Origin of the sequence: Streptosporangium canum (assembly GCF_900113865.1) — a bacterium.
In the GTDB taxonomy this organism is placed as follows: domain Bacteria; phylum Actinomycetota; class Actinomycetes; order Streptosporangiales; family Streptosporangiaceae; genus Streptosporangium; species Streptosporangium canum.
This window is the reverse complement of record NZ_FOQY01000005.1, coordinates 379,233-402,833: the sequence shown is the minus strand read 5'-3', so window position 1 is coordinate 402,833 and position 23,601 is coordinate 379,233. Positions and strand designations below refer to the sequence as shown.

Genomic DNA, 23,601 nt, shown 5'->3' with positions numbered 1-23,601 from the left:
GGCGCCTTTTCCTGGCCTCTCGATGCGAGTCGCCGCACGCGGCGGAACGGGGGGTGTTCCGCCGGGCATCAACGCGTCCCGAGGTAGCTGTTTAGGTCTTCCCGGTATCTCACGAACTCACTCTCTTTGTCAGTGAATTTCGTGATTCTATGCTCCGGATCGATTGTGACAAACCAGAGCCAATCTCCTTGATCTGGATGGAGCGCCGCACGTAACGCCTTCTCCCCCGGATTCGCGATGGGGCCCGGCGGCACACCACGCCTCAGGTAGGTGTTGTACGGCGATCTCACTTCGGTGTCCTTGTCCGTCACTCTGAGGGTCCTGCGCCTCTGCGCGTAGAGCACCGTGGTGTCGAGCTGGAGCGGCGTCCCCGCCTTGATCCGGTTGTAGATCACTCTAGCGATCTTCGGGTAGTCCGCGTTCCGCCCGCCCTCGGCCTGCAGGATGCTCGCCACCGTGACGGCCTCCAGGGGCGTCAGGCGCCTTCTGGCGGCCAGCGCCTCGAGGTCGAGCTCGGCCGCGGCGCGTTTGTAACGTTCCACCATCGCCGCGAGCACGTCCTGCGGCGTCATGCCCGGCTCCACCTCGTAGGTGGCCGGGAACAGGAACCCCTCGGCGCTCCTGGCGTAGGAGGGCAGGCCCAGCCCCTCGCGGTCCGCCGCGGCCCTGGCGAAGCCGGCCCGCCGCATTCCGGTGCCCGCGGCGAGCCTGTCGAGCAGCTCGGGCAGGCGCAGCCCCTCGGGGACGACCACCCGCCGCACCACCCGGGACTCGGGCGCGGTCAGCAGTTCGAGGGCCTCGGCGGCCGACATGCCCCTGCGGAGCCTGAAGCGGCCGGGCCGCAGGCCGCTCTCCCTCGCCTGCTCCTCGGTCACCCGGATGAACGAGCGGGCACTGGCCACCACCCCGGCGCCGACCAGGACAGCGGCGATCTCACCGGCGGTCGCGCCTTCGTCGATCTCGACGGTGACCGTGCCCGAGCCGGGCCCCTCAAAGTCCGGAGGCATCAGGTACGGCTTGACCAGGACGTATCCGCCGGCGCCCACCATCAGGGCGGCCACGGCCGTCCCGCCCGCCAGCAGCCACAACGGCCGCATGCGGCTCACCGGGCGGCCCCTCCACCCGGCTCCCCGCCGGGCTGCCCGCCCGGCGGGGCGAGCGCCCTGCCCGGGGGCCTGCCCGTGGCGCGTTCGGCGTCCAGGGCCGCCTGGAGCAGCACGATGGCCGCCGCCTGGTCCACCACGGCCCGCTGGTTCTTGGCCTTGACCCCGCTGGCCCGCAGGCCCTGCTGGGCGGTGACGGTGGTCAGCCGCTCGTCGAACAGCCGGACGGGGATGGGCGACAGCCGCAGCGAGATCCGGGTCGCGAAGTCGCGGGCGGCCTCGGCCGCCTGCCCCTCGCGGCCGGACAGCGAGGTCGGCAGGCCGACGACGATCTCGACGACCTCGTACTCGGCCGCGATCTCCGCGAGCCGGTCCAGATCGCCCCTGCCGCGCCGTACGGTCTCCACCGGCGTGGCCAGTAGTCCCGAAGGGTCACTGCGGGCCACGCCGATGCGGACCGAGCCGACGTCGACGCCCAGCCGGATGCCGTTTCTCATCATCATCCCCGCCTCCGAGCCGCCACCGACTCGCAGGCGTCCATCGTCAGACGACCGTCTGCGCGATCGCCTGCTCGACGGCGACAAGCGCGTCGTCGATCGCCTCAGGACGGGCTCCACCGCCCTGGGCGACGTCATCCTTACCGCCACCGCCGCCGCCGAGCGCCTTGGCCGCGACGCCGACGAGCCGGCCCGCCTTCAGGCCCCGTCCGCGCCCCGCGTCGTTGACCACGGCGACGACGACAGGCCGGTCGCTGGGGACACCGGCCACGACGACGACCGCGGGCCGCTCACCCGGGAACCGGCCGCGCACATCAAGGGCGAGCTTACGCAGATCGTCGGGGGAGGTTCCATCAGGCGCGCGGCGCGTCACGACGGAGACTCCGTGCAGGTCGCGGGCGGAGGCGGCCATTTCGCCCGCCACCGCGAGCACCTGGGCGGAACGGAGCTTGTCCAGCTCCTTCTCCGCGGCGCGCAGCCGGGTCACGATGCCGTCGATCCGCTCCGGCAGCTCCTCGCGGCGCGCCTTGAGCTGCTCCGACAGCTGGGCGACGAGCACGCTCTCGCGGGCCAGGAAGCGGAAGGCGTCCAGGCCGACCAGAGCCTCCACCCGGCGCACTCCGGCGCCGATCGAGGCCTCGCCCAGCACCTTGACCAGACCGAGCTGGCCGGAGCTGGAGACGTGGGTGCCGCCGCAGAGCTCTCGGGAGTAGTCGCCGACCTCGACGATGCGGACGGTCTCGCCGTACTTCTCGCCGAACAGGGCCAGCGCGCCCATCGCCCGGGCCTCGGCCTGGGAGGTGTGGAAGGCGTTGACCGTGAGGTCGTTGATCAGGACGGCGTTGACCTCGTCCTCGATGTCACGGAGCATGCTGGGCGCCACGGCGCCGGCGGCGGTGAAGTCGAAGCGGAAGCGGCCGGGCGAGTTCTCCGAACCGGCCTGCGCCGCCGTCTCGCCCAGCGCGTTGCGGAAGCCGCGGTGCACCAGGTGGGTGGCGGTGTGGCTGCGGGAGATGGCGCGGCGCCGCTCGACGTCGATCTCGGCCTGGGCCTGGTCGCCCACCCGGATCTCGCCGGCGCGGACCTTCCCGCGGTGGACGACGACGCCGGAGACCGGGGACTGCACGTCCACGATCTCGACCTCGGCCCCGTCGGTGCGGATGATCCCCTGGTCGGCGAGCTGGCCGCCGCCCTCGGCGTAGAAGGGGGTACGGCCCAGCACGACCTCGACCTCGGTGCCGGCTCCCGCGGCCGGGACCGGGGCCCCGCCGACGAGCAGGCCGATGACCTCGGCCTCGGCGGTCACCTGGTCGTAGCCCAGGAACTCCACCCGGCCGGTCTTCTCAAGGATCTGGCCGAACACCGAGATGTCGGCGTTGCCGGTCTTCTTGGCGGCGGCGTCGGCCTTGGCCCGGTCGCGCTGCTCCTTCATCAGCCGGCGGAAGCCCTCTTCGTCGACCTTGAGCCCCTGCTCGGAGGCCATCTCCAGGGTCAAGTCGATCGGGAAGCCGTAGGTGTCGTGGAGCTGGAAGGCCTGCTCCCCGGCGAGGGTGCCCTTCCCCTTGCGCCTGGTCTCCTCCACGGCGACGTCGAAGATCGCGGTGCCGGTGCGGAGGGTGCCCAGGAACGAGGCCTCCTCGGCGTCGATGACGCCGTGGATCTGCGGGGCGTCGGCCTTGAGCTCGGGGTACTGCTCGCCCATCACGTCGATGGTCACCGCGGTGAGCTCGTGCATGTAGCGCTCCTCGCCCGCGCCCAGCAGGCGCAGGTTGCGGATGGCGCGGCGCAGGATGCGGCGCAGGACGTAGCCCCGCCCCTCGTTGGAGGGCAGCACGCCGTCGGCGACGAGCATCACGCCGGTCCGGACGTGGTCGGCGATGACCCGCAGCGAGACGTCGGCGCGCTCGTCGCGGCCGTAACGCGTCTTGGTCAGCTCGGCGGCCCGATCGAGGATCTTGTAGGTGGTGTCGATCTCGTAGATGTTGTCGACGCCCTGCAGGATCGCCGCCATGCGCTCCAGGCCCATGCCGGTGTCGACGCTCTTGGCGGGCAGCTCGCCGGTGACGTCGAAGTCCACCTTGCTGCGGACCGCGCCGAGCTGGAACTGCATGAAGACGTTGTTCCACACCTCGAGGTAGCGGTTCTCGTCGGCGACGGGGCCGCCGTCCTTGCCGTACTCGGGGCCGCGGTCGTAGTAGATCTCGCTGCACGGCCCGCCCGGACCCGGGACGCCCATGTGCCAGTAGTTGTCCTCCAGGCCGCGGCGCTGGATGCGCTCGGCCGGGACGCCGACCTTCTCATGCCAGATGTCGTAGGCCTCGTCGTCGTCCTGGTAGACGGTGACCCAGAGCCGCTCCTCGGGGAAGCCGAAACCGCCCTCGGACTCGGGCTTGGTCAGCAGCTCCCAGGCGAGCGGGATCGCCTGCTCCTTGAAGTAGTCGCCGAAGGAGAAGTTGCCGAGCATCTGGAAGAACGTGGCGTGCCTGGTGGTCTTGCCGACCTCGTCGATGTCGGGGGTGCGCACGCACTTCTGGACGCTGGTGGCCCGGTTGAAGGGCGGCTTCTGCTGTCCCAGGAAGTAGGGCTTGAAGGGCACCATGCCCGCGGGGACCAGAAGCAGCGTCGGGTCCTCGGCGATCAGGCTGGCCGAGGGCACAACGGTGTGCCCACGCTCCTCGAAGAAGCGCAGGAAGCGGCGGGCGATCTCTGCCGACTCCATGTCAGCGGCCATCCTTTACGTCGTAGTGATAGGTGTTCTCAACAGTGTCGAGCCCGAACCTGGATCGCAACTCGGTTTCCCTCTTGGCCGCGCCGTCCAGGGCGTCGCCGGCGAATTCCCGCATCTGCTCCAGGGCTCCGGAGGCGTTGTGCACGGCGCGCCGGGCCAGGTGGTTCGGATGCAGTGCTTGCAGCTTACGCATGACCCACACCGCGCCGAACGCGCCCAGGGACATGTAGAACAGCCGCCGGATCATCGCCGCCGCCTCTCCAGCATCCGGAGGTTCGATCTGCCGCGGACGCGCAGGGCCTGTTTGATGCCGTGGCTCAGTGCCGCAACCTTGATCAACGGCCCGGTGACCAGGCTCTGGGTGACGTCGCTGACCTTCACGACGTGCCCGCTGACCTGCTTGACGTCCTTGGCGATGGCCTCGACGGCGATCAGCTGGCGGTTGGTCTCGCCAACGGTGGCCGTGACGTCCTCCAGCAACGGCACCACGCGCTCGCTCAGGTCGGAGACCATCTTGGTGGTCTCGGTGAGCAGCCGGGCCAGCCTCACCAGGACCATGGCCAGGAAGCAGACGAGCACCGCCCACGCCGTGGCCACGATCAGCCCGGCGACCTCTCCCGCGGTAAGCATGCGCCGATCTCCTTAGTTCACCCGGCTGGAATGGCAAGACCCTATCGTGTCCCGCCTTGTTCCCCCGGCATGCCGCCGCACGACGGCCGTCTCCTCCGTGCGTGCCGGGGACCTCGCGAGGCCGGCCGGCACCGTCGGCCCCCCGGCCGCGCGGGGCGGGTACCCAGGCTAGCCGCCGGGAAACCCGCCGCGGCACGCTCCGGCACCGGGGCGCCCGCCCGGAGCGGCTACTGACCGCGGAGGAAAGCGCGGATCTTGGACCAGCGGTCGGCGAAGGCCACTTCGGCGCCGTGGCGGGTGGGCTGGTAGTAGCGGCGGTCCCGGAGCTCCTCCGGGGCGTAGTCCTGGCGGACCAGGCCGTGCTCGAAGTCGTGGGGGTATTTGTACCCCTTGCCGTGGCCGAGCTTCTTGGCCCCGCCGTAGTGGGCGTCGCGCAGGTGGGTGGGGACGTGGCCGATGCTGCCGCGCCGTACGTCCTCGGAGGCCGCGCCGATGGCGTTGATCACCGCGTTGGACTTGGGGGCCAGCGCGCAGTGGATGACCGCCTGGGCCAGGTTGAGCCGTCCCTCGGGCAGGCCGATGAACTCCACCGCCTGGGCCGCGGCCACCGCGACCTGCAGGCACGTCGGGTCGGCCATGCCGACGTCCTCGGAGGCGAAGACGACGATCCTGCGGGCGATGAAACGGGGGTCCTCACCCGCCTCGATCATGCGGGCGAGGTAGTGCAGCGCGGCGTCGGCGTCGGAGCCGCGCATGCTCTTGATGAAGCCGCTGATCACGTCGTAGTGCTGGTCGCCCTGGCGGTCGTAGCGGACGGCCGCCTTGTCCACCGCGCGCTCCACCACCTCGACGGTGATCTCGCCGTCGGCGATCAGCGAGGCGGCCTCCAGGTAGGTGAGCGACCTGCGGGCGTCTCCCCCGGCCAGCCGGACCAGGTGCTCGGCGGCCTCGGGCGCCAGCTTCGCCTTCCCGTCCAGGCCGCGCGGGTCGGCGACGGCGCGCTCCAGCACCATCCGGATGTCGTCCTCCGACAGCGACTCCAGGGTCAGCAGGAGCGAGCGGGACAGCAGCGGCGAGATGACGGAGAAGAACGGGTTCTCGGTGGTGGCGCCGATGAAGGTGACCCAGCGGTTCTCCACGGCGGGCAGCAGGGCGTCCTGCTGGGCCTTGTTGAAACGGTGCACCTCGTCCACGAACAGCACGGTCTGGCGGCCGGACATGCCCAGCTCGCGCCGGGCCTGCTCGATGGCCGCGCGGACCTCCTTGACGCCGGCGGACACCGCGGAGACCTCGACGAAACGGCGTGCGGTGACGCCCGCGACCACGTAGGCCAGGGTGGTCTTGCCGGTGCCGGGCGGGCCCCACAGGAACAGCGACATGGGCGCCTCGGCCTCGACGAGCCTGCGCAGCGGCGTGCCGGGGCCCAGCAGGTGGCGCTGGCCTATCACCTCGTCAAGGCCGCGCGGGCGCATCCGCACCGCCAGGGGCTCATGGCCGCGGTGGGCTTCCTCCGCCGCGGAATCGAACAGGCTGTCCACGCTCCGACAGTACCGTCAGGCCGCCCGTCCCGGATCCGCCCCCGTCGCGGCCCCGTCCCCGGCTGGACCGGGGGTCCGGGGGGCCGGTGGCCGGGGAGAGGCCGCCGCCGGCCGTCAGCTCCCCCAGACCGCCATCGCCCCGCTGTGCCCCGCGCGCAGCACGTAGTAGCCCGCCACGACGGCCGCGGCCACGGTGAGCGCCGAGACGACCCGCCCCACCGGGCGGCCGTACCGCTCCGCCCGCGAGACGTGGACGAGTGCCAGCGAGAGCACGCCCAGGGCGAGGGCGGCCGACAGCAGCGGCGTGGCGAACCCCTCGTGCTCGGCGATGCGCAGGCCGAGCGGGCCGTCGACCGAGGAGAACCGCTTGTCCTTCAGCGCCTCGCCGCTCTGCCTGGCCGCGAAGACGGCGACCGGGACGGCCACCGCGAGTGCCGTCACCGCCCAGTGCAGCACGGCGCGCGTGCGCGGCGCCAGCGCGTAGACGGCGGCCAGCACGGCCAGGAGCGGCGTCAGGACCACCGCGGCGTGAATGATCAGCGGGTGGGCGGGCAGACCCAGGATCTCGTCGAACATGCGGGGGCTCCGGTCATCCGTGGCTCGTCGTCACCAAGTACGGAATCTCACCACGAACGGTTCCGAAATGCACCAGATGCTGGGCAGTTTTCACATCTGCCCCATCTGATGGATTCCGTCACTTACATTCAGCACACGCTGAGGCCGGTACGCTTTCGGCCAGTTGACAGTCAAGTAACAGTAATCCTGGAGGACATACCGGTGAGCGGCGAGGACCGCCAGAGCCAGCTGGCGCGGGAGCACAAAGAGCGCCAAGCCAAGCGTGCTGAGCAGGCGACCAAGACGAAGCGGAACACCTTCATCGGAGCCGGCGCAGCGGTGGTCGTCGTCGTGGGCGGCCTGATCGCCGCGACGACGCTGCTCGGGGGCGGCGACAGCAAGCCCGCGGCCGCGAGCTCTCCCGCCCCCTCCGAGACCGCCGCGGAACCGACGCCGTCCGCGACGACCAGCGCCCCCGTCGCCCCGTCCAAGGTGAGCTGCTCCTACCGCAAGGACACCAGCGGCAGCCCGGCCAAGAAGGTGGGCATGCCGCCGGGCAAGCCCAGCCTGAAGCTGAAGACCATGACGATCACCACCAACCACGGTGACATCGTGATCGACCTGGCGACGGCGCAGGCGCCCTGCACGGTGAACTCCTTCGCCTTCCTCGCCAAGAAGAACTTCTTCGACAACACCAAGTGCCACCGCCTGGCCACCCCGGAGAACTCCGGCCTGGCCCTGCTCCAGTGCGGCGACCCGCAGGCCAAGGCCGACGGCGAGAACCCCACCGACGGCCAGGGCAGCTCGGGTTACGTCTTCGACGACGAGAACCTCGGCGGCCTCCCCTACACCAAGGGCACCGTCGCGATGGCCCAGCCCCCCGAGGCGGCCAACCAGAACGGCAGCCAGTTCTGGATCTCGCTCGGCGAGGAGACCGCCCAGCTGGGCCCGGACTACACCCCCTTCGGTACGGTCACCAAGGGCATGGACATCCTCGACAAGGTCTCCAAGGGCGGGTGGATCACCAACCCCGACGACATCACCGGTGACGGCGGCTCCAACGCCCCCAAGATCCCGGTGATCATCAAGGACGTGCAGCTCACCTAGCGGAGCGCCTGTTGGACGCCCCGGCGGTCGGTCGACCGCCGGGGCGTCCGGCTTTCCGGCGTGGAAGCCGTCCCCCTCGGGCCGGGAGGCCGCCGCGCGGACTGTGATCCCGATCACAGTCGGGTGATCCCCGGAGCCCCGGAGAGACACTTGGAGCAGAGGCAGTGTGATCCATCTCACCGAGGGGGACCGGATGTCGCAGAAGCTACCCGTCGAGTTCGTGGTGAATCCCGAGTTCGGCAGGGACCCCTACGCCGCCTACGCCGCGCTCCGGGAGAAGGGGCCGGTCCACCCGATCGAGTTCCCGCCCGGCGTCGACGGCTTCCTGGTGGTCGACTACGAGCACGGCCGCCGGGCCCTCAACGACCCGCGCCTGAGCAAGAACCCGTTCGAGGGGCCCGAGGCGTTCCGCGCGATCCTGGGCCAGGGCAACCCGGTCCTGGCCCACAACATGCTCAACAGCGACCCGCCGGACCACACCCGGCTGCGCCGCCTGGTCTCCAAGGCCTTCACCCCGCGGCGGACCGAGAGCCTGCGTCCCCGGGTCCAGGAGATCACCGACCGTCTCATCGACGCGATGGCCGTCAAGGGCCACGCCGACCTGCTCGACGACTTCGCCTTCCCGCTGCCGATCACGGTGATCTGCGAGCTTCTGGGCGTCCCCGTCGAGGACCGCGACGACTTCCGGCAGTGGTCGACCACCCTGATCACCCCGCAGTTCGACGACGAGCAGGCCCTGCGCCGCGTCGAGGCGAACACCGCCATCCGCGCCTACTTCGTCCAGACCGTCGCCGAGCGCCGGGCCGAGCCGCGCGAGGACATGATCAGCGCGCTGGTCGCCGCCCGCGACGAGGAGGAACTGCTCAGCGAGAACGAGCTGGTCTCCACGCTCACGCTGCTGCTCATCGCCGGACACGAGACCACGGTCAACCTGATCGGCAACGGCATGCTGGCCCTGCTCGCCAACCCCGGCCAGCTCCGGCTGCTGCGGGAGCGGCCCGAGCTGCTGCCCTCGGCGATCGAGGAGTTCCTGCGCTACGAGGGCCCGGTGGAGCGGGCCACCTTCCGCTTCTCCACCGACGACCTGGAGATCGCGGGCGTCCACATCCCCAAGTGCAGCCTGGTCCACGTCTCCCTCGGCGCCGCGGACCGCGACCCCGGGGCGTTCGAGGATCCGGACACCCTCGACATCACCCGGGCCGACAACCGGCACGTGGCGTTCGGCCACGGCGTCCACTTCTGCCTGGGGGCTCCGCTGGCCCGCCTGGAGGCCCAGATCGCCTTCGGGACGCTCCTGCGGCGCCTGCCGGACATCGCCCTCGGCTGCCCGCCGGACGAGCTCTCCTGGCGCCAGGACGGCTCGCTGATCCGCGGGCTGCGGGCGCTGCCGGTCCGCTTCTAGCCGCCGGTACGGCGCGGGCCCCCGGAACGGGTCGTTCCGGGGGCCCGCGCCGCGCTCGGGCCTAGACCTCCGCCTTCGGCTTGGCGTCCACGCCCGCCTCCTTGCGCTGCTCACCCGTGATGGGGGTGGGCGCGCCGGTCAGCGGGTCGAAGCCGGACGCCGTCTTCGGGAAGGCGATGACGTCGCGGATGGAGTCGCCGCCCGCCAGGAGCATGCAGATCCGGTCCCAGCCGTAGGCGATGCCCCCGTGCGGCGGCGGGCCGTACTTGAACGCCTCCAGCAGGAAGCCGAACTTGTTCTCCGCCTCCTCCTTGGAGATGCCGAGCACGTCGAAGACCCGCTGCTGCATCTCGGCCCGGTGGATACGGATCGAGCCGCCGCCGATCTCCATGCCGTTGCAGACCATGTCGTAGGCGTAGGCCAGGGCCTCGCCGGGGTGGTCCTGGAAGTTGTCGGCCCACTCGGGCTTGGGCCCGGTGAACGGGTGGTGGACCGCGGTCCAGCCGCCCTCGCCGTCCTCCTCGAACATGGGGGCGTCGACGATCCAGAGGAAGTTCCACGCCGACTCGTCGATCAGGCCGCAGCGGCGGCCGATCTCCAGGCGTGCCGCGCCGAGCAGGTCGCGCGAGGCGGCGGCCGTACCGGCCGCGAAGAAGATCGCGTCGCCGGACTTGGCGCCCGTCTTGGCGGCCAGGCCCGCGGCCTCGGTCTCGGAGAGGTTCTTGGCGACCGGGCCGCCGAGCGTGCCGTCCTCGCCGACGAGCACGTAGGCCAGGCCCCTGGCGCCGCGCGACTTGGCCCAGTCCTGCCAGCCGTCCAGCTCCTTGCGGCTCTGGGAGGCGCCGCCCGGCATGACCACGGCGCCCACGTACGGCGCCTGGAACACGCGGAAGGTGGTGCCGGCGAAGTACTCGGTCATCTCGACGAGTTCCTGGCCGAAACGGAGGTCCGGCTTGTCGGAGCCGTAGCGGGACATCGCGTCCCAGTAGGTCATCCGGGGCAGCGGCGTCGGCAGCTCGTAGCCGAGCGTCTCCTTCCAGATGCGGCTGACCAGAGCCTCACCCAGGGCGATGACGTCGTCCTGGTCCACGAAGGACATCTCGACGTCGATCTGGGTGAACTCCGGCTGCCGGTCGGCGCGCAGGTCCTCGTCGCGGAAGCAGCGGGCGAGCTGGTAGTAGCGCTCCATGCCGGCGACCATGAGCAGCTGCTTGAACAGCTGCGGCGACTGCGGCAGCGCGTACCAGCTGCCGGGCTGCAGCCGGACCGGGACCAGGAAGTCACGGGCGCCCTCGGGGGTGGAACGGGTCAGCGTCGGGGTCTCGATGTAGTTGAACCCGTGCTCGTTCATCACCTCGTGGGCCAGGTAGGTGGCCTTGGAGCGGATCCGCATGGCGTTGGCGACCTGCTGGCGGCGGATGTCGAGGTAGCGGTACTTGAGCCGGGCCTCCTCCGACACCCCCGTGCCGCCCTCGATCGGGAACGGCAGCGGCGCGGACTCGCTGAGCACCTCGACCTCGGAGGCGACGACCTCGATCGCGCCGGTCGGCAGCTCGGGGTTCTCGTTGCCCTCCGGACGGACCCGCACCTCTCCGACGACCTTGACGCAGTACTCCGCGCGCAGGCCGTGCGCGTCGTCCTCCTCGCGGAAGACCACCTGGGAGGAGCCGGAGGCGTCACGCAGGTCGATGAAGACCACACCGCCGTGGTCGCGGCGGCGCGCCACCCAACCGGCCAGCGTCACCTGCTGTCCGGCGTGCTCCTTGCGCAGTGATCCCGCTTCGTGCGTGCGGATCATTTCTTCAGTCTCTCCTTCAAGGTCGTGACGATCTCAGCGAGCGGCACGGCGGCCTGGTCGCCGCTGGCCAGGTCCTTGACCTGCGCGGATCCGGCGGCGATATCTCGCTCGCCGAGGATCACCGCATAGCTCGCACCCGACCGGTCGGCACCCTTCATGGCGCCCTTGACGCCCTTGCCGCCGAACGACATGTCGGCGTCGAGACCGGCCCGGCGCAGCTCGGTCATGAGCAGGAACATCCGGCGGCGCGCCTCCTCACCCAGCGGCACACCGTACACCTGCACGCGCGACTCGACGGTCTCGGCGCCCAGCAGCCCCTCGGCCTCCATCGCCAGGAGCGTCCGGTCGACGCCGAGCGCCCAGCCGACGCTGGGCAGGGCCGGGCCGCCGAGCATCTCGCTCAGCCCGTCGTAGCGGCCGCCGCCGCCGACCGCCGACTGCGAGCCCAGCCCGTCGTGGACGAACTCGAAGGTGGTGCGCGTGTAGTAGTCGAGACCGCGGACCAGCCGGGGGTCGTCGGTGTAGGCCAGGCCGGCGGCGGTCAGCAGCGAGCGGACCTCCTCGTGGTAGGCCTTGCACGCCTCGCACAGGTGGTCGACGACCAGCGGGGCGCCGGCGAGCTGGGCCTGCACCTCGGGGCGCTTGTCGTCGAGGACGCGCAACGGATTGATCTCGATCCGCTGCCGGGTGGGCTCGTCGAGGTCGAGGGCGCGCAGGAAGTCCTGCAGCGCCGTCCGGTAGACGGGACGGCACTCCTTGTCGCCGAGCGTGTTGAGCAGCAGCCGCACGCCGGTGAGGCCCAGCCCGGCGAAGCCGTCGGCGGCCAGCACGATCAGTTCGGCGTCCAGCGCGGGGTCCTCGGCCCCCAGGGCCTCGGCGCCGACCTGCCAGAAGTGGCGGTAGCGGCCCTTCTGCGCGCGCTCGTAGCGGAACTGGCTGCCGGAGTACCAGAGCTTCACCGGGAGCTGGCCGTTCTGCAGGCCGTGCTGGAGGACCGAGCGCACGACCGACGCGGTGCCCTCGGGTCGCAGCGTGAGCGAACGCCCGCCCTTGTCCTCGAAGGTGTACATCTCCTTGGAGACGATGTCGGTCGACTCGCCGACACCGCGGACGAACAGCGCGGTGTCCTCGAAGACCGGCGTCTCGATGTAGCCGTAGCCCGCGCGGCGGGCCGGGGCGGTCAGCGCCTCCCGCACGGCGAGCGCCTGCTCCGCACGGGGCGGGAGCCAGTCGAAGGTGCCCTTGGGCGCCTGCAAAGTCATCTTCAGATTCCCCTGGTGGGACCGGCGTACGGGGCGGCTTCCGCGAGATACGGGTTGGTCGCGCGCTCGTGGCCGATCGTGGTCTGTGGTCCGTGGCCGGGCAGGACCATCGTGTCCTCCGGCAGCGGCAGGCATTTGGTCGCCAGGCTGCGCAGGATGGTCGGGTAGTCGCCGCCCGGGAGGTCTGTGCGTCCGATGGAGCCGGCGAACAACAGGTCGCCCGAGAACAGCACGTCCGGAATCTCCTCGGTGCTGGGCAGCCTGAACGTCACCGACCCCCTGGTATGGCCCGGGGTGTGGTCGACCGTGAGCTCCATGCCCGCCAGACACAGCACCTCGCCGTCGGCCAGCTCCCGCACGTCGTCGGGCTCGGTGAAGGCCAGCCCGCCGAACAGCTGCTGCCTGGTCGCCAGCGACAGTCCCTTACCCGGATCGGAGAGCAGATCACGGTCCTCCGGGTGGATCCACGCGGGAACGTCACGCGCGCCGCAGACCGGGGCGACCGACCACATGTGGTCGATGTGACCATGGGTGACCAGCACCGCGACCGGCTTCAGCCGATGCTCGCGCAGCACGTCGTCCAGGTCGCCGACGGCGTTCTGCCCCGGGTCGACGATGACGCACTCCTCGCCCGCGGCGGGCGCGACGACGTAGCAGTTGGTCTGGAACGACCCTGCGGGAAAGCCGGCGATGAGCATCTGCCTCAGCTGATCTCGTCAAGAATACGGATGGGAATGTAACCGAAGGGTACCGGTGCGGGTCGGCGGGCTGCGAACCATTACCCTTTGGCCGATACGATTCGCCCACCTCATTAAGTAATACTCCGGCACTCGGGAGGGCGAAGCGGTGAGCGGCAAGGACCGCCAGAAGCAGCTGGCGCGCGAGCACTACGAGCGGCAGAATCAGCGGCGCATCGAGCGGGAGGCCCGGGCCAAGCGCAACGCGATCATCGGTACCAGCGTAGGCGTCGTAGTCGTCATCGGCGGCGTCATCGCCGCGACGACCCTGCTCGGGGGCAGTGACTCACCGGCCACGGCCAGCCCGGAGGCCTCGGCGAGCTCCGAGGCGTCGGCGAACCCGTCGCCGACGGACACCGCCGCCAAGCCGACGGCCTTCGATCCCGCCAGCGGCACCTGCGGCTACGTCGCCGACGCCGACGGCAGCCCCGCCAAGAACGTGGGCACCCCTCCGGCCAAGGTGGACACCAAGCCCAAGACGATGACCCTGAAGACCAACCAGGGCGACATCGTGATCGCGGTGGACGCCGGGAAGACGCCCTGCACGGTCAACTCCTTCGCCTTCCTGGCGGAGAAGAAGTTCTTCGACGGCTCCAAGTGTCACCGCCTGGGCTCCGACCAGTTCCCGGTGCTGCAGTGCGGCGACCCGCTGGCCAAGGCCGACGGCAAGAACCCCACCGACGGCCAGGGCGGCCCCGGCTACCGTTTCGTCAACGAGAACCTCGAGGGCGCGAAGTACACCCGGGGCGTCGTGGCCATGGCCAACAGCGGCCCCGACACCAACGGCAGCCAGTTCTTCATCGTCTACGGTGACGCCCCGCTGAGCCCGGACTACACCCCGTTCGGTACGGTCACCAAGGGGATGGAGATCATCGACAAGGTGAACAAGGGTGGTGTCATCACCCCCGGTGGGGACGGGACCGGAGCTCCGAAGGAAACCGTCGAAATCAAAAACGTGACAATGTCCAACAAGAGCTGACGTAATACAACCAAGGGGCGGTTAGCCTCGAAAGGCTGATGAAAGTGCGGGAGGACACGGTGAGCACCGACCCGTGGGGCCGGGTAGACGACGACGGCACCGTCTACGTGCGTACGGCTGAGGGAGAGCGGGCCGTCGGGTCCTGGCAGGCCGGCGAGCCGGAGGAGGCACTTGCCTACTTCCATCGCAAGTTCGACGAGCTGGCCGGGCAGGTGACGCTGCTGGAACAGCGGGTCCGCGGCACCGACCTGCCACCCGCCCAGGCCGAGGCGACCATCGTCAAGCTCCGCGAAGCGATCACCGGCGCGCATGCGGTCGGCGACCTCGACGCGCTGCTGAACCGGCTGAACGTCCTCACGGAGCTGGTCGCCCAGCGCCGCGAGGAGGTCAAGGCCGCTCGTGACGTGGCCCGCGCGGAGGCCAAGGGCATCAAGGAGCGGATCGTCGCCGAGGCCGAGCGCATCGCCGACGACACCACCCACTGGAAGACCGGCGGCGAGCGGCTGCGCCAGCTCGTCGAGGAGTGGAAGGCGGCCGAGCGCATCGACCGCGTCACCGAGGCGGCGCTCTGGAAGCGGCTGTCCGCGGCCCGTACGGCCTTCGCCAAGCGGCGCAAGGCCTACTTCGCCGGGCTGGACGAGCAGCGTGAGGGCGTGCGCTCCTCCAAGGAGCGGATCGTCGCCGAGGCCGAGGCACTGGCCTCCTCCACCGACTGGGGCGCCACGGCCTCCGCCTACCGCGAGCTGATGCAGCAGTGGAAGACGGCGGGCCGGGCCTCCCGTGAGGTGGAGGACGAGCTCTGGGGCCGTTTCAAGGGCGCCCAGGACCAGTTCTTCCAGGCCCGTTCCGCGGTCTTCGCCGAGCGCGACGCCTCGCTGGCGGCCAACGCCGAGGTCAAGGAGCAGCTCCTCGCCGAGGCCGAGAAGATCGTCCCGGTCTCCGACGCCCGCTCCGCCAGGGCCGCGCTGCGCGGCATCCTGGAGCGGTGGGAGGCCGCCGGTCAGGTCCCGCGCGAGCAGCGCGACCGCCTTGAGGGCGGGCTGCGCAAGATCGACGAAGCGGTCCGCAAGGCCGAGGAGGCGGAGTGGAAGCGCTCCAACCCCGAGGCCCGCGCGCGTGCCCAGAACACGGTCGACCAGCTCCACAAGTCGATCGAGCAGTTGGAGACCCGCCTGGCCAAGGCGCAGGCGGCCGGCAAGGACAAGGACGTGAAGGACGCCCAGGAGGCCCTGATCGCCCGCCGTTCCTGGCTGGAGGAGGCCGAGCGCACGCTCGCCGAGTTCTCCTGACGCGCTGAGAGACCCTGGAGGGCGTGTCCCCGCTTGCGGGGGCGCGCCCTCCGGCATTCCCCCGTACGGCGCAGCCGGCGGCCCCTGGGCGGCCTCGCGGCGGCACGGTGCCGGCCGCCCCACCCGCTCGCACGCGCGCCGAGGCCCCGGCCGTCCGGGAGACGGGGAGCGGCACCCGCGGCGGGTACGGGGACCTCGCCCCGCCCGGTGGCGGGGCGGCGGGGTCAGGCTCCGGCGCCGCTGACCCGGTAGACGTCGTAGACACCCGGGATGTTGCGCACGGCCTTCAGGACGTGCCCCAGGTGCTTGGGGTCGCCCATCTCGAAGGTGAACTTGCTGATCGCCACCCGGTCCCTGGACGTCGTCACCGACGCCGACAGGATGTTCACGTGCTGGTCCGAAAGGGTCCGGGTCACATCCGACAGCAGGCGCGGCCGGTCGAGCGCCTCGACCTGCAGGGCGACCAGGAACACCGAGTCGTCCGCGGCCGACCAGGCCACCTCGACCAGCCGGTCCGGCTGGGACTTCAGCTGCTCCACGTTGGGACAGTTGGTGCGGTGCACCGACACGCCGTGCCCACGGGTGACGAAGCCGATGATCTCGTCACCGGGCACGGGAGTGCAGCAGCGCGACAGCCGTACCCACACGTCCGAGTCGCCCGCCACCACCACGCCCGCGCCACCGCTGCCGCGGGGCCGGCCACGCACCTTCGTGGGCACCGCGGCCTCGGCGATGTCCTCCTCCGCGCCGTCCACCCCTCCGAGGGAGTGCACCAGCTTCTGCACGACCGCCTGGGCGGCGATGTGGCCCTCTCCGACGGCCGCGTAGAGCGCGGAGACGTCGGGATAGCGCAGGTCCCTGGCGAGGGTCAGGAGGGACTCTCCGGACATCATGCGCTGCAACGGCAGGCCCTGCTTGCGCATGGCCCGGCCGATGGCCTCCTTGCCCGCCTCGATCGCGGTCTCGCGGCGCTCCTTGGAGAACCACTGACGGATCTTGTTACGGGCCCGGCCGGACTTGACGAACTTGAGCCAGTCGCGCGACGGGCCCGCGTCGGGCGACTTGGAGGTGAAGATCTCGACGGTGTCGCCGTTGCCCAGCCGCGACTCCAGCGGCACCAGGCGGCCGTTGACCCGGGCCCCGATGCAGCGGTGTCCGACCTCGGTGTGCACGGCGTAGGCGAAGTCGACCGACGTCCCGCCCTCGGGGAGGGCGATCACCTGACCCCGCGGGGTGAAGACGTACACCTCCGAGACCGACAGGTCGAACCTGAGCGACTCCAGGAACTCCCCCGGGTCGGCGGTCTCCTTCTGCCAGTCCAGGAGCTGGCGGAGCCACGCCATGTCGTTGCCGGGCTTCAGCTTCGCTCCGGGAGGAGCGGAGGCCGTCATGTCCTCCTTGTACTTCCAGTGCGCGGCCACGCCGTACTCGGACCTGTGGTGCATGGCGTGGGTGCGGATCTGCAGCTCCACCGGCTTGCCCTCGGGGCCGATCACCGTGGTGTGCAGCGACTGGTACATGTTGAACTTGGGCATCGCGATGTAGTCCTTGAACCGGCCGGGCACCGGGTTCCATCGCGCGTGGATCGTTCCGAGGGCGGCATAGCAGTCGCGGACCGTGTCGACCAGCACCCGGATGCCGACCAGGTCGTAGATGTCGTCGAAGGCGACGTCCCTGGCGATCATCTTCTGGTAGACCGAGTAGTAGTGCTTGGGACGCCCCTTGACCACCGCGCGGATCTTGGCCTCGCGCAGGTCGCCGGAGACCTTCTCGATGACCTCCTGCAGGAACAGGTCCCTGCGCGGGGCCCGCTCCGACACCATCCTGGCGATCTCGTCGTAGCGCTTGGGGTAGAGCATGGCGAACGCGAGGTCCTCCAGCTCCCACTTGATGGTGTTCATGCCCAGCCGGTGGGCGAGCGGCGCGAAGATCTCCAGCGTCTCGCGGGACTTCTGCTGCCGCTTGTGCTCGGGGAGGTAGCGCATGGTGCGCATGTTGTGCAGCCGGTCGGCGAGCTTGATCACCAGCACCCGGATGTCGCGGGACATCGCCACGACCATCTTGCGCACGGTCTCGGCCTGCGCGGCGTCACCGAACTTGACCTTGTCGAGCTTGGTGACGCCGTCGACCAGCAGCGCGATGTTGTCGCCGAAGTCCGAGCGCAGCTCGTCCAGACCGTAGGCGGTGTCCTCGACGGTGTCGTGCAGCAGCGCGGCGCACAGCGTCTCGTCGTCGGTGCCGAGCTCGGCCAGGATCGTCGCCACCGCCAGGGGGTGGGTGATGTAGGGGTCGCCGCTCTTGCGCTTCTGATCGCGATGGTGGTAGGCGGCCACATCATAGGCACGCTCGATCAGCCGCAGGTCTGCCTTCGGATGGGTCGCACGGACCGTCCGGAACAGCGGCTCCAGCACCGGATTCATGGCGCCACCCCATTGCCCCCCAAAGCGCGCGAGCCTGCGCCTTACCGCAGGCTTCTCTTCGGTGGCTCCGGACATGGCGGAACCGGCATCGCCGGCCGGGACGGCCGTCACGGGACCGCCGCCGTCGGCGGTCACGTCGGGGACGACCACATCACGGGGCACTCAGACTCCTCACATTCGAGTCCAGATCTCCCAAGTGTATCCAGACCGGCTTCAATGCTTACCCCGGTGGGGTGGAATCAGACGATCACGAGGGAGTGCAGCTCGACGCCGTCCAGCCGCTCGCGTCCCCTGAGGGAGGCCAATTCCATGAGCACGGCGATGGCGACGACGTCGGCGCCCGCCCTGCGGACCAGTTCCACCGCCGCGCACGCCGTACCTCCGGTGGCGAGCACGTCATCGACGATCAGAACGCGATCTCCTGGGGCGAAGGCGTCCCGATGGACCTCGATGGTGGCGGAACCGTACTCCAGATCGTAGGACGCCTCAAGCGTCTCGGAGGGCAGTTTGCCTTTCTTGCGTACCGGGACGAACCCGGCACCCGCCTTGTAGGCGGCCGGGGCGGCCAGGATGAAGCCCCGCGCCTCGATGCCGACGATCTTGTCGACCCGGTGGAGCCCGGCGAGCTCGTTCACCACCTCCGCGAAGGCCGGCGGGTCCGCGAGCAGTGGGGTGATGTCCTTGAACAGCACTCCCGTCTGGGGGTAGTCGGGTATGTCGCGGATCCTGTCGAGGATCAGCCGCTGCAGCTCACTCATGGTCACATCCTTACGAAAACGCCTCCGCCCCCTGGCGGGAGCGGAGGCGTGATCTTGTTCCGCCTATTTCTTCTTGCGCTTCTCGGCGTCCGGCACGGAGCCGTTGGCGGCCCCCGCCGTGACCGGCTGGCGGGCGCTCTTGGCCGCCGTCCCGGCCGCACCGCCGTGGGCGGCGAGCCTACGGGCGATCGCCTGGTAACGCGACTCCCGCTCCTTCAATGTGACCAGCATCGGCGTCGCCACGCACAGCGAGGAGTACGTGCCGACGATCATGCCGACGAACAGGGCCAGCGACAGGTCCTTCAGCGTGCCGGCGCCGAACAGCGTGGTGCCGATGAACAGGATCGCGGCCACCGGCAGGATCGCCACCAGGGTGGTGTTCAGCGACCGGATCAGCGTGTGGTTCAGCGCGTTGTTGGCGGCCTGCGTGTAGGTCATCTTGGAGGTCGTGCCGAGCTTGGCGGTGACCTCCTTGATCATGTCGAACACGACGACCGCGTCGTACAGCGAGTATCCGAGGATCGTCAGGAAGCCCAGCAGGGTCGCCGGGGTGACCTCGAATCCGGACCACGCGTAGACGCCGGCGGTGATCACCAGGTCGTGGAGCAGCGCCACGACGGCGGCCAGCGCCATCTTCCACTCGAAGGCGAGCGTGAGGTACAGGATGATCGCCAGCATGAAGACGATCAGGCCGACGACGGCCTTGTCGGCCACCTGACCGCCCCACGAGGCGCCGATCACCTGGAGGTTGACCTGGTTCTGCTGCAGGCCGAACTTCTGGGCGACCGCCTTCTGGACCGTGGTCACCTCCTCCTCGGGGAGGCTCTCGGTGGTGACCCGCCAGCCGTTGTTCGTCGTCTGCGCGATGACCTGGTGTACGCCCGCGTCGTTGAAGGTGGTGCGCACCTGCTGGATGTCGGCGGCCGGGGCCTTGAAGGAGAACACCGACCCGCCCTTGAACTCCACGCCCAGGTTCAGGCCGTTGACGAGCAGACCGGCGATGGAGATCAGCAGGAGGACGGCGGAGAGGCCGTACCAGAGCTTCTTGCGCCCGACGAAGTCGACATTGACCTCGCCTCGGTACAGCCGGCGCGCGATGCCGGACATCAGGCCTCCTGCGGGGTGGGCTTGGAGCCGACGGACGTCTGGAGGCTCATGCGCTCGGCGTCGAGGCCGGAGAGCTTGTGGCCCCTGGCGAAGAACTTCCGCTTGGCGAGCAGCGCGACGAACGGCTTGGTGAACATGAACACCACGGCGATGTCGATCAGAGTGGTCAGGCCCATCGCGAACGCGAATCCGGCCACGCCGCCGACCGCCAGGAAGTACAGGACCACGGCGGCGATGAACATGACCGCGTCCGCGATCAGGATCGTCCGCCGGGCACGGACCCAGGCGACCTCGACGGCCGTCCGCAGCGAGCGGCGGCCCTCCTTCATCTCGTCACGGATGCGTTCGAAGTAGACGATGAACGAGTCCGCGGTGATACCGATCGAGACGATCAGGCCGATGATGTGCGGCAGCGACAGGCGGAAGCCCGCGAACGCGCCGAGGATCACCACCGCCTGGTAGGTCAGGATCGAGGCGACCATGAGGCTCAGCACCGAGACGATGCCCAGCCCCCGGTAGTAGAGCATCGAGTAGACGAGCACCAGGCCGAGGCCGATCGCGCCGGCGATCAGGCCGCCGCGGAGCTGGTCGGCGCCCAGGGTGGAGGAGACCTCCTCGATCGAGCCCTTCTTGAACTTCAGCGGCAGCGCGCCGAACTTGAGCTGGCTGGCCAGCTCGTCGGCCGTCACCTGGGTGAAGCTGCCGGAGATCTGCGCCCGGCCGCCGGTGATCGGCTCCTGGATGACCGGCGCGGAGATCACCACGCCGTCCAGGACCATGGCGACCTGGTTGCGCGGCGGCTGCGAGTTGAAGGCGGTGGTGGTGACCTTCGACCACTGGGTCGGGCCGTCGCCCTTGAAGGAGAGCTGGACGAGCCACTCACCGGTGGTCTGGTCGACCCCGGCGGTCGCGGTGTCGATCGAGGTGCCGGTCACGGCCGCCTTGTCGAGCACGTATTTGGTGCCGGCGTCCTGGCTGCAGCCGACGAACTGCTTGTTGGGGTCGTCCTGGGCGCCCTGGCCGTTGTCCTTGGCGCAGTCGAGCTCCTGGAACTGCTTGAGCACCGCCGGGTCGATCCCGTTCGGGTCCACGCCCGCCATCGGGTCGTTCGGGTCCATGGCCGGGGCCGTGGGCTGCGCCGACGGAGCGGCGCTCCGACTCGGCTCCGCGGACGGAGACGCGTTCTTGGCCGGCTTCTTGTCCGAGGGGGCCTGCGTGGCGCCCGGGCTCGGGTTGGTGAGCGCCGAGGACAGGGCACGACCGGCGGGCGAGCCGGTCGGGCTCGGCGTGGCCGTCTGCTCGGACTTGGGGGCCCTGGAGTTCTGCTTGCCGGTGGCCGTGGGAGAGGCGGACGGCGCCGGTGTCGGCGCCTGGGTGGGCATCTGAGCGGGGGGCGGCGGCGACCCTGCCGCGACCGCCATCACCTGGCGGAATCGCAGCTCCGCGGTGGTGCCGACCAGCTTGACGACTTCCTCCTGCCCGGCTCCGGGGACGGAGATGACGATGTTGTCACCGGACTTGGCGACCTCGGCGTCGGAGATTCCGCTGCCGTTCACCCGGTTGCGGATGATGCCCACGGCGAGGTTGAGGCTCTCCTCGGTGGGAGGAGAGCCGTTCGGGGTGACGGGCTGCAGCGTCACTGTCGTGCCGCCGGCGAGGTCGAGGCCATATTCCGGGGTGAATGCCTTGTTGAAGAACATCACCCCGCCCATGGCGAGAATAATCGCCAGAAGCACCAGGAGCATGCGCCCCGGTCTGCTCTGGCCGCTGGTCGGTCGGGCCACTGGTCGTCAGTTCTTTCGGCTATAGGGGATGGTCGGTGAGCCTGTGCATCACTTCTTCGGCGAGTCCTGGTCGTCGTGCGGCTTCACGGTGTCCACCACATTGTCGTCCACGACGTCGACACTCTTGACATCTTCCTCGTGCTCGACGTCGTCGACCGGGGTCAGCACGCGGCCGATCGCGGCCTTGACCCAGCGGGTCTCGACACCGGGGGCGATCTCCAGGATCACGTCGTCGGCGTCGATCGCCACCACGGTCGCGAAAAGCCCCGTCGTGGTCATGATGCGGGTTCCGGAGGTCAGGGAGTTCTGCATCTGGGCCTGCTCCTGCTGCCGCTTGCGCTGCGGCCGGATAAGCAGGAAGTAGAACACCACGACCATCAGAGCGATCATGATAAGGCTTGAATAGTCGCCCATAGGGCCGCTCCTTAGGCTTAAGAATGACCGGCCTGGGGCCGGACGTCGTATGCGGCCACGCCGCTCAGCACGTCAGCCTACACAGCCAGCCAAGCCACGGAGTTTAGGCGAGCTGTTAGAGCGCGGCAACGAAGTCACGGACAGGCGCGCAGGGAAGTTCCCATTTCGATACCGTTGTCACCGATCTGTGATCAACTCTGTACGGTTTCCCCATCAAAACCCAACGTCAGGCCTGCCCCAGATCATCCTCAAGATCGACGAGCATCGAGGCGCCGAACGCGTCCGGCGGCGGCGTCAGCCCCAGGTGGACCCAGGCCGCGGCGGTGGCGACCCGGCCCCGGGGGGTGCGCGCCAGCAGGCCCTGCCGGACCAGGAACGGCTCCGCGACCACTTCGACCGTCTCGGGCTCCTCCCCCACCGCGACCGCCAGCGTGGAAAGTCCCACCGGGCCGCCCCCGAACTTCCGCAGCAGCGCCCCGAGCACCGCCCGGTCCAGCCGGTCCAGCCCCTCGGCGTCCACCTCGTAGAGGTTCAGCGCCGCCGAGGCGACGTCCCGGGTGACCACTCCGTCGGCCCGCACCTCGGCGAAGTCGCGGACCCGGCGCAGCAGCCGGTTGGCGATACGGGGCGTGCCCCGCGACCGTCCGGCGATCTCGTGCGCCGCGTCGCCGGGGAGCTGCAGGCCCAGCAGCCGTGAGGAGCGGTGCAGCACCTGCTCCAGCTCGGCCACGTCGTAGAACTCCATGTGCGCGACGAAGCCGAACCGGTCGCGCAGCGGCGCGGGCAGCAGCCCGGCCCGCGTGGTGGCCCCGACCAGGGTGAACGGCGCGACCTCCAGCGGGATCGCGGTCGCCCCGGGCCCCTTGCCCACCACGATGTCGACGCGGAAGTCCTCCATCGCGAGATAAAGCATCTCCTCCGCCGGACGGGCCATCCGGTGGATCTCGTCGATGAAGAGGACCTCTCCCTCCGAGAGGGTCGACAGGATCGCCGCGAGGTCACCCGCCCGCTCCAGCGCGGGCCCGGAGGTGATCCGGAGCGGCACGGAGAGCTCCGTGGCGATGATCATGGAGAGGGTCGTCTTGCCCAGCCCGGGCCCGCCGCTCATCAGCACATGGTCCGGCGGCCGGTTGCGCCGCAGCGCGCTCTGCAGCACCAGCGACAGCTGCTCGCGCACCCGTGCCTGGCCGATGAACTCGTCCAGGCGCTTGGGCCGCAGCGCCGCCTCGATCAGCCGCTCGTCGCCCTCGGCGTCCGGCGCCACCAGATCCCGATCGAAGCTCACGCCGGTCCACCTTCACTCACGCGGGTCCTCCCCGCCTCACCTGAGCCGTCCGGACCCGCGCGGACGACTCCCGTCTCGCCCGACCGGTCCCGGCCGTCCAGACCCGCGCGGACGACTCCCGTCTCGCCCGACCGGTCCCGGCCGTCCAGACCCGCGCGGACGGCCGCCACCTTGCCGAGCGTGCCGCGTCCCTCCGGGATCCGCATCG

21 protein-coding genes are annotated in these 23,601 nt (G+C 70.1%); 4 read left to right on the top strand and 17 right to left on the bottom strand.

Annotated features, from left to right (window positions below; genetic code table 11):
- Positions 1-68: 68 nt before the first annotated feature.
- The 7 genes from mltG to BM085_RS10610 all read right to left on the bottom strand — a co-directional run bounded on the left by mltG (position 69) and on the right by BM085_RS10610 (position 7,072).
- On the bottom strand, positions 69-1,097 hold the full coding sequence (gene mltG / locus BM085_RS10640; RefSeq protein ID WP_093886816.1) for an endolytic transglycosylase MltG: 1,029 nt from the start codon (positions 1,095-1,097) through the stop codon (positions 69-71).
- 5 nt (positions 1,098-1,102) lie between these two features.
- A complete protein-coding gene (gene ruvX, locus BM085_RS10635) occupies positions 1,103-1,600 on the bottom strand; it encodes a Holliday junction resolvase RuvX (RefSeq protein ID WP_086566983.1) in 498 nt (165 codons plus the stop codon).
- 46 nt (positions 1,601-1,646) lie between these two features.
- Complete coding sequence (gene alaS, locus BM085_RS10630) at positions 1,647-4,319, bottom strand: alanine--tRNA ligase (RefSeq protein WP_093886815.1); 2,673 nt, start codon at positions 4,317-4,319, stop codon at positions 1,647-1,649.
- 1 nt (position 4,320) lies between these two features.
- Positions 4,321-4,575, bottom strand: coding sequence for a hypothetical protein (locus tag BM085_RS10625; RefSeq protein WP_093886814.1), 255 nt, complete (start codon positions 4,573-4,575; stop codon positions 4,321-4,323).
- Positions 4,572-4,958 carry a DUF948 domain-containing protein gene (locus BM085_RS10620; protein WP_093886813.1) on the bottom strand — a complete coding sequence of 129 codons (387 nt, stop codon included), beginning with the start codon at positions 4,956-4,958 and terminating at the stop codon, positions 4,572-4,574. The genes BM085_RS10625 and BM085_RS10620 overlap by 4 nt, the downstream gene beginning before the upstream one ends.
- A gap of 227 nt (positions 4,959-5,185) precedes the next feature.
- The gene (locus tag BM085_RS10615; RefSeq protein ID WP_093886812.1) at positions 5,186-6,496 is read right to left on the bottom strand and encodes a replication-associated recombination protein A; all 1,311 of its coding nucleotides are present in this window, start codon (positions 6,494-6,496) and stop codon (positions 5,186-5,188) included.
- A gap of 114 nt (positions 6,497-6,610) precedes the next feature.
- Positions 6,611-7,072 carry a DUF2231 domain-containing protein gene (locus BM085_RS10610; protein WP_093886811.1) on the bottom strand — a complete coding sequence of 154 codons (462 nt, stop codon included), beginning with the start codon at positions 7,070-7,072 and terminating at the stop codon, positions 6,611-6,613.
- A gap of 201 nt (positions 7,073-7,273) precedes the next feature.
- Here BM085_RS10610 and BM085_RS10605 point away from each other — a divergent pair, with 201 nt between their 5' ends.
- Together BM085_RS10605 and BM085_RS45845 are read left to right on the top strand one after the other, a co-directional pair.
- A complete protein-coding gene (locus tag BM085_RS10605) occupies positions 7,274-8,158 on the top strand; it encodes a peptidylprolyl isomerase (protein ID WP_093886810.1) in 885 nt (294 codons plus the stop codon).
- A gap of 193 nt (positions 8,159-8,351) precedes the next feature.
- The gene (locus BM085_RS45845; protein WP_093886875.1) at positions 8,352-9,560 is read left to right on the top strand and encodes a cytochrome P450 family protein; all 1,209 of its coding nucleotides are present in this window, start codon (positions 8,352-8,354) and stop codon (positions 9,558-9,560) included.
- Between the two features lie 61 nt (positions 9,561-9,621).
- On the opposite strand, the gene aspS is transcribed toward BM085_RS45845, so the two are convergent.
- Genes aspS through BM085_RS10585 form a run of 3 tightly spaced genes read right to left on the bottom strand, consistent with a single transcriptional unit; the run spans position 9,622 to position 13,318 of the window.
- Positions 9,622-11,358 carry an aspartate--tRNA ligase gene (gene aspS / locus BM085_RS10595; protein WP_093886809.1) on the bottom strand — a complete coding sequence of 579 codons (1,737 nt, stop codon included), beginning with the start codon at positions 11,356-11,358 and terminating at the stop codon, positions 9,622-9,624.
- Positions 11,355-12,620 carry a histidine--tRNA ligase gene (hisS, locus tag BM085_RS10590; protein ID WP_093886808.1) on the bottom strand — a complete coding sequence of 422 codons (1,266 nt, stop codon included), beginning with the start codon at positions 12,618-12,620 and terminating at the stop codon, positions 11,355-11,357. Before hisS ends, aspS begins: the two co-directional genes overlap by 4 nt.
- A gap of 2 nt (positions 12,621-12,622) precedes the next feature.
- Complete coding sequence (locus tag BM085_RS10585; RefSeq protein WP_093886807.1) at positions 12,623-13,318, bottom strand: MBL fold metallo-hydrolase; 696 nt, start codon at positions 13,316-13,318, stop codon at positions 12,623-12,625.
- A gap of 148 nt (positions 13,319-13,466) precedes the next feature.
- On the opposite strand from BM085_RS10585, the gene BM085_RS10580 reads away from it, so the two are divergent.
- A complete protein-coding gene (locus BM085_RS10580) occupies positions 13,467-14,336 on the top strand; it encodes a peptidylprolyl isomerase (RefSeq protein WP_093886806.1) in 870 nt (289 codons plus the stop codon).
- Positions 14,337-14,374: 38 nt separating this feature from the next.
- Positions 14,375-15,625 (top strand): DUF349 domain-containing protein, encoded by a 1,251-nt coding sequence (locus BM085_RS10575; RefSeq protein ID WP_177245039.1) that lies wholly within the window; start codon positions 14,375-14,377, stop codon positions 15,623-15,625.
- 224 nt (positions 15,626-15,849) lie between these two features.
- Here the strand turns inward: BM085_RS10575 and BM085_RS10570 are convergent, their stop codons facing one another.
- The 7 genes from BM085_RS10570 to BM085_RS10540 all read right to left on the bottom strand — a co-directional run bounded on the left by BM085_RS10570 (position 15,850) and on the right by BM085_RS10540 (position 23,599).
- The gene (locus BM085_RS10570) at positions 15,850-18,045 is read right to left on the bottom strand and encodes a RelA/SpoT family protein (RefSeq protein WP_093886873.1); all 2,196 of its coding nucleotides are present in this window, start codon (positions 18,043-18,045) and stop codon (positions 15,850-15,852) included.
- Positions 18,046-18,284: 239 nt separating this feature from the next.
- The gene (locus tag BM085_RS10565; RefSeq protein ID WP_093886805.1) at positions 18,285-18,803 is read right to left on the bottom strand and encodes an adenine phosphoribosyltransferase; all 519 of its coding nucleotides are present in this window, start codon (positions 18,801-18,803) and stop codon (positions 18,285-18,287) included.
- Positions 18,804-18,866: 63 nt separating this feature from the next.
- Positions 18,867-19,910 carry a protein translocase subunit SecF gene (secF, locus tag BM085_RS10560; protein WP_093886804.1) on the bottom strand — a complete coding sequence of 348 codons (1,044 nt, stop codon included), beginning with the start codon at positions 19,908-19,910 and terminating at the stop codon, positions 18,867-18,869.
- On the bottom strand, positions 19,910-21,655 hold the full coding sequence (gene secD, locus BM085_RS10555; RefSeq protein ID WP_093886803.1) for a protein translocase subunit SecD: 1,746 nt from the start codon (positions 21,653-21,655) through the stop codon (positions 19,910-19,912). The genes secF and secD overlap by 1 nt, the downstream gene beginning before the upstream one ends.
- 87 nt (positions 21,656-21,742) lie before the next feature.
- Positions 21,743-22,108 carry a preprotein translocase subunit YajC gene (gene yajC / locus BM085_RS10550; protein ID WP_093886802.1) on the bottom strand — a complete coding sequence of 122 codons (366 nt, stop codon included), beginning with the start codon at positions 22,106-22,108 and terminating at the stop codon, positions 21,743-21,745.
- Between the two features lie 226 nt (positions 22,109-22,334).
- The gene (ruvB, locus tag BM085_RS10545) at positions 22,335-23,393 is read right to left on the bottom strand and encodes a Holliday junction branch migration DNA helicase RuvB (protein ID WP_093886801.1); all 1,059 of its coding nucleotides are present in this window, start codon (positions 23,391-23,393) and stop codon (positions 22,335-22,337) included.
- Positions 23,390-23,599 carry a hypothetical protein gene (locus BM085_RS10540; RefSeq protein WP_093886800.1) on the bottom strand — a complete coding sequence of 70 codons (210 nt, stop codon included), beginning with the start codon at positions 23,597-23,599 and terminating at the stop codon, positions 23,390-23,392. The genes ruvB and BM085_RS10540 overlap by 4 nt, the downstream gene beginning before the upstream one ends.
- Positions 23,600-23,601: the final 2 nt, after the last annotated feature.